Consider the following 6,402-nt stretch of genomic DNA (forward strand, 5'->3'; position numbering starts at 1 on the left):
GGCAGAGACAACAAAGGATGAACGTGTGCGTTGTCAGGCCTTGGGTATCTTAGCTGAAACCGACGAAAAGAAACGTAATTTGTTGACTGATTCATATGTACTTGACATAACCTTTGATACAATAAGGAGCCATAAAATTAAACAACAAGTGAATGAACTTAAGACTAATTCAAATGAAAATATGCCCTCTGAGGACATATATGATGATAATAATGACAACAACAGTAACAACAATAAAGGCCAATATAGTGAAGTAACAGATAAGTAATACTGTTTAAGGAATGACTATAGAAGACTTACGTAAACGTGTTGCATCTACAACTGATAAAGATCCGCTTGTCAAACTAATGGAGCGTTGCCACAATCTGAGTTTCCAAGAATTTTGGAATATTGCACCACCTATTTCAAATATAACAGGTAAACCTAGTCTACTTCATGACTTCCAACGTGATGTTATAAATGATTTAGATAAATACAGAAGAGTTGCGGTACTAAAAACTAGAGGTGCAGGTTTATCAACATTAGCCATTTACCGGGCCATATGGTTAGCATTGACAAAACAAAAACAAGGAGCTTACTTATTCATTACTGGTATTGGCCTTATACTAGGTATGGCAATGTGTCGAAGTGCCAAACAAGTATTAACTCATCTAACAAATGGGGAATATGTTGATTCAGACAATAGTACAACTATAACCTTTCCAAACGGCGGTAGATTTCAATTTTTTGGTTCAGACTCCAAGTCATACAGAGGTCAAGGTCTCGTAGGACAGCAGGTTGTATTTGTATGTGCAGACGAATGTGCATGGTTTGAAGACTCTGACAATTGGTTAGCTTCCATAGATGCATTTGCTGTAAAGGCAGGTGGAAATACTGAAATGATACTTATCACCACACCATCCAATAAGCTGCATGGATTGGCTCATAACCTATTTGAATCAGAGAATGGTCTCTACCATATAATCAAAATTCCATGGCAACGTATAGAGAATAAAATGGTCTCAACTGAGCAACTTAACCTGTTACGTCAAACTTCCAAATCATGGCGTGCAGAATTTGGGTTGGTATGGGGTGCTTACTTCAGTACAGGAACAGTATACAACTCTGCAGCAGTAGATAAGGCCATACAGTTGGGCAAGTACGATGACCCAGACTATTTTGAATATGGTCAAGGACAAATTATATCTATGGGTATTGATCCTGGTATGGGTTCCTCAGGCTCAGGACTTACGATACTCCAATTGCCTAAAGACTCGACAATTGCACAAGTGCTATACTGTGACGAGCTCACTGGAAGCTCATATGAAGACCTTATAGAGCTATGTAGTCAATTGATTGACACATATAATCCTTCAGTCATATTCGTAGATGGGGCCAATCCTGAAGTCACGACTTCTATCAAAAAATTAGTTGGTGATGAACTTCCATGGCACCAACATGTAGAACGAATAAAATCTATAAAGCCGGTGCCAGAGCTTCATACACAAATGAAGGTTGTACCAGTACCATTCAATTCAAATGGTAAGGCAATGTTGGAGTTTGCAAAGTTTGCGGTGGAACGTGGGGAAGTTGCAATTCATCCGTCATTTACCAAGCTGATTGGTTCCTTACGCACTGCAATCGAAAGCAATGGTTTGCTCAATAAAAAGGCCACTTCCTTTGACAATGCGCATGATAGTTTTCTCTTAAGTCTCAAAGCTTTCGACCTGTGACAATCAATCAATGTTAGTTGTTTATAATCAGAAGTCTTCAGTTATAACAAATGGTTATTCAATTAGGTAGTAACAGTAGAACAAAATCTGCATTAAAAGCTAAAGTTGGTTTGAGTAGTGAAGGTTATAATCCAGGCCCATTAATTATCATGTCCTTAACACCAGGTGCTCGTAAGCCCAATGGTCTTGAACAAGGTATGTCTTATTATAATAGAAGTCTACCGCCATCACCACGTGCTGATAATAACAACAATGGTCAACAATTGAAACATGAAAAAAAGGAAGTTGTAATATCTTTACCTAGTAGGCCAAGTACTGAACACCAGTATAACTATAATTCTAGATCAGGTAAAATGGAAAGGATCTATTAATTAATGACATTTTTAATTTCACTTGATACTAAAAAAAAGAGAAGACGAACCAAAGAAGAACAGGATATCCTTGATGCAGTGAAGGATATTTATGGTCATTCAGGTAATGGGCTTAGTATAAGTAATGTAATGGAATATACAATAGGTGGATAACCAAAAGTAAATAAAATAATAAAAAAATAAAAAAATAAAATGCAGCTTTTACCAGAACTAGTTTATTCTTGTTTGAAAAGTCTTTCAATGAACAAAGGTTCACTACAACACTAGAGCTAAGGACAGGAGATACAAAGGCACTCTTCAAAGCACTAGAGATTGCAAGAACAAGTCATATAAAGTTCTAATAATTACACTCGCCTTTGGCAACTCATTGCAGGTCTCATATAATACCTTTATTGGGTCAAAAATGATAGTAGGCCAATGAAGGAAGCATGGCTATGCCAGACTAGACATTGTACTCGTATATGCGTATGTTTCTGCTAGGAAGCGTTTCAGGCATCTTCCAATAAGTATCTTCTAACCTATTAATTTGTATTTATACTAACAGATAAATCATCCTTAGCTTGTCACGATTTCTTAGATATGGTTTATCTCTTCTAGTGCTTCTACCTTGCTTTGAGTATCTCTTTCCATATCTTTCCTATCCTCCAAGCTCTTTGTCTATAACAGCTTTGAACTCTGGAAAAGGTTGTGGCCCTAATAGTTGCTAAGGATTTGAACCATCGCTTTTTATTATGATGAAGGACTGTAAATAACATAGTGGAACATACAATAAGTGGATAAACAAAAGTTAATAAATTAAGATAAAATAAGAATACAGAAATATGGCCAAGTACGCAAATCACAACAGGTAATGGGTGCTGTATTTAGATTTAAGGATCTTCGTCATCTGAGGACAATGACAGTTTTGGTACCAGAAATTAGCTAAAGATAGCTTTGGCATTTCTTCGCGCCCATGGACCACGAATACATTTTTGTTGCTGGTACATGATAGCGCTCCAGTATGTAGAACTAGTTCGATATTTACAATCTAATCATGATTTTAATTCTTGACTTATTTCAGTCAGACATACTATTCCATCTGCTCTAGTCTTTGTATTTTCTCGTCTAAAGTTGTGATTAGAAGCTAGTGCTTGTCTGAATGATGACTGTTACTGGATCCTCCTGAGCCACTGTTGCCACCACTTCCTCCGCTACTGGTGCCTTTCCTGGTCTGTTTTAGCCAACGGTGTCTTTTTTAATTTTTTTTTCTGCAATTGACAGATATTCTAGTACATTTCCAGTAAAGCTCGCTGACATATTTAGAGCTGAAATCCCATCGCCTCTAGTGAACTCGATCCCTTTGTAGTCTGGCTTATGCGGATCAAGGCTTAAGAATTGATGCAAACTATTTCTTAATTGATTGATTCTTTTTCCTTTTTCCTCATGCCCAACTAATTTTGTGAATCCTATATTTCTTCTGGCATTCACTTTTTCAGCACCGGCATTTTGAATTTTGCTGGTTTCATCAATAGTTAATACGCCTTTTACCCATTCATCTATGCCGGTATATAGCGCATTAAGAGACTCTCTACACTCTCCAAATACATCCCCATATCCCCCATCGCTAAGAGCTCTGGAGGCTTCATTTAGATACTTTAGAACTTCGTGCGTTAAAGGGATCTTTGGAAGTTCAATATTCGGGATAGTAACTAAAGTAATTTTCTTGTTCATAAGGTGTGGAAGGATGTTCTCATTCCATATACTTTTAGGAATGTCAAATTCAACTACAAATGGGTATTCGAATTCTTGAGTACCGTATGATATATTTCGCTCATTTGCCACAAGTAATATCTCTGCTACCAGGTTCAGATTACCACCTTTTCTGATATTTTCAATTTCAGATAGCAGGTAACTATCTAACGTAATATCAAATTCAATTTCTGAATCGCCGTTTATGTCCCATGTGTAAATCAGATTTGTAGATGACGCTGTTCCAATAACATAGCGGACATAATCACTGACTTTTAATGAAAGTTTGGCAATCGGTCTCTTGACTATGAGATCTTTTGATTCGACATTCGGGGCAGCCTTGCTTGAGCGTGAAAACCATAATGCGATAGTTGGTATGATAAAATTATCCTTGACAAATGCAGTCTTATACGAAAGTTTTATTATTTGACCATTAATTTGATGCACAAGATCTAACTTATTCTATTTAAATATATATTATTGTATGTTGTAAATGTAGTCCATTCCTAGTCCTATTGTTTGTTGTCCATTTCTAGTCAATTTTTATAACATGCAATTTAATATTTTAATACGGCTCTGACGCACCCCACTGGCAATAGGTCGTGGTCTTCTAAATTAAAATACAGGTTTGCATGAAATTCCAATACTTTTCCGGAGTTTGCTAGCTGCTGCATTCTTCCAATTACCTATAACCTTGTTGCCACAAGCTGATTTGATAATTCACCGACCTTGCTCTGTATATCTGCACCTTATTTTTCTAATTGTGGTATCATTATTAGTTCATAACCTAGTAAGCTGGTCCATGTTACTAAACTGTGTCATATAAGGACATATTAGGGTAAAATACTCCAATTAGATTAACTTGGCTTACATTCCAGTGAGAATCACTCACAATTACGTTAAGTTAATGTTTGCACTTCTGCTAATTAGTTTGAGCTCAATGATGCAAATAGAAAAAGAAAACAACTGAACCCATTTAATAGCAAGGTTCAAATCCCACTGGCCCCATTGAACTCTCGGTTCAAATCCCAAAATTCAACAGAAAAAAGATTACATAAATGCGAGAACATATCGGAGCGTTAAAATCCCTTCAGTCCTCTCAATTGTTGTGGGGTAATATTAGGACAAATACTTCATGCCATAATGTGTCTTTATGGTTTGTCCTCTTTTGTCCTCCTGGTCATTTACAGAGCGGCAGAACTTCATGGATTTTGCTTGCTTCTTATGATTACTTTCTGAGCGATCTACTAGAACAATAATTGTTTCCTGGGAAATCATTTTCCTTCTCCATTGTCCATCTAGGTTCGAAAGCGACTAGATTGATTGATTGTCTCATCATCAGCTTCATAATACTTTGTAACATTGCTCAGTATCCTGATAAGCTCAGTTCAACCCTGCTAGATGTCTGTTTAACTAAAGAGATACATATGTGCATATTATGTCCACAGCATTTGAATTCTACGAGTCAAACTCCAATTAACCCTCGTCGATGTTAGTGGGGCTTGATTGAAGGTTGGAGTGTCTCTGCATCCAATGGGACAGAATATATTAAACTCATACAACTCTTTAGTTTTTAAAACTTTGTATTGAAGTATTTTGTTCCAATATGCCGCCCATGCACAAGAAACGCAGTATGGCTCACAAGACAAGAAGATTAAACATGATTAACCCTGACCTTAACATCGCTAGATTTGAAAGTGTCGAAAGAAAAAATTAATGACGTATAATTTAGATAAAAAATGACAGTGCTAGTCAGACCAGGGGGAGAATGCACAATAGACATGTCAAACCAAAACACCTAAAAGAAAATTCGGTGATCGAAGGTGGATAGATGTAGAGGATCCCGCACTATTAAATTATGAAAATATACAGCTACTGCTAATTGGTGCTAGAAAGAAAGATGTTGAAAAAGAGGATTGATATAGACGAGGAAAAAGAATCGATCAGAAGTGCGGATCTCTTCAAAGATTTGAAAATAAAAAGAGAGCAAGTACCATTAAAGCCGTTATGATAATTTTTAAACATCATAAAATCCCTCATGGAACATTACTTTGCGCAGAATGCTACGTTTAGGCCATTAACCTTTCGGACATGGAATTCCGCTACTTTCAGCCTTCGATTTCTATCGACAATTAATCCCATTTCATTCACAGATTGACAGACGGCTTCACCATACTAATGAAACGCGCCTCCAAATGCAAAAATAATTCTTATGTTTGATGTTTGTGTTAATCCTGCAGGATTATAGACAAATAGGCGTTTTTCGGTTCCGGCCGGAACAACGATTGAGTAAACCTTAACGTTGAACCGGCTCGTTTTTATATGTGGATAACTATTTAATAATTGCGCCAAAGGTGACTCATGGTATCACAAAGAAGGCAAATTGTGGTGTCTCGTATTAGAGGGCTTGATGTTTTTATTGCATTGCGATTTTTTATAGCATTATCAGGTGCGCCGAAATTTCCCAGCGAAGTATGGTTTCTGATGTGATGTCTTTAAAGACAGTATTACAATAGCATGAGTAACAACGTTACTCCCGTGAAGGAGGTTCATTTGTTCAATAGTACTTAGATAGTTTGGAAGCATCTAAT

At 36.8% G+C, this 6,402-nt stretch carries 5 protein-coding genes; 3 read left to right on the plus strand and 2 right to left on the minus strand.

Translation table 11 applies throughout. The annotated features are described in order from the left end of the window. From DYY65_RS08335 to DYY65_RS08345, 3 genes are all read left to right on the plus strand, one after another. Positions 1-268: hypothetical protein (locus DYY65_RS08335; RefSeq protein WP_162477507.1), on the plus strand; the 268-nt coding region annotated here is incomplete at its 5' end. Positions 269-281: 13 nt separating this feature from the next. Then, entirely contained in the window at positions 282-1,712 is a 1,431-nt protein-coding gene (locus DYY65_RS08340; RefSeq protein WP_162477508.1) for a terminase large subunit domain-containing protein, read from the plus strand. A 50-nt stretch (positions 1,713-1,762) separates the two neighbouring features. Continuing rightward, on the plus strand, positions 1,763-2,083 hold the full coding sequence (locus tag DYY65_RS08345; RefSeq protein WP_162477509.1) for a hypothetical protein: 321 nt from the start codon (positions 1,763-1,765) through the stop codon (positions 2,081-2,083). Between the two features lie 1,215 nt (positions 2,084-3,298). On the opposite strand, the gene DYY65_RS08355 is transcribed toward DYY65_RS08345, so the two are convergent. Together DYY65_RS08355 and DYY65_RS08360 are read right to left on the minus strand one after the other, a co-directional pair. Continuing rightward, positions 3,299-4,258: a hypothetical protein gene (locus DYY65_RS08355; protein ID WP_162477511.1), complete on the minus strand. Its 960-nt coding sequence runs from the start codon at positions 4,256-4,258 to the stop codon at positions 3,299-3,301. Positions 4,259-4,930: 672 nt separating this feature from the next. After that, positions 4,931-5,089: a hypothetical protein gene (locus tag DYY65_RS08360; RefSeq protein ID WP_162477512.1), complete on the minus strand. Its 159-nt coding sequence runs from the start codon at positions 5,087-5,089 to the stop codon at positions 4,931-4,933. Positions 5,090-6,402 lie beyond the last annotated feature (1,313 nt).

This window comes from Nitrososphaera sp. AFS (assembly GCF_009898475.1).
In the GTDB taxonomy this organism is placed as follows: Archaea; Thermoproteota; Nitrososphaeria; order Nitrososphaerales; family Nitrososphaeraceae; genus Nitrosopolaris.

What these genes read in the sequence shown, in the direction of transcription:
- DYY65_RS08360 (WP_162477512.1), bottom strand. Translation starts at nt 5,089, where the DNA reads ATGATTTCCCAGGAAACAATTATTGTTCTAGTAGATCGCTCAGAAAGT.
- DYY65_RS08340 (WP_162477508.1), top strand. Translation starts at nt 282, where the DNA reads ATGACTATAGAAGACTTACGTAAACGTGTTGCATCTACAACTGATAAA.
- DYY65_RS08345 (WP_162477509.1), top strand. Translation starts at nt 1,763, where the DNA reads ATGGTTATTCAATTAGGTAGTAACAGTAGAACAAAATCTGCATTAAAA.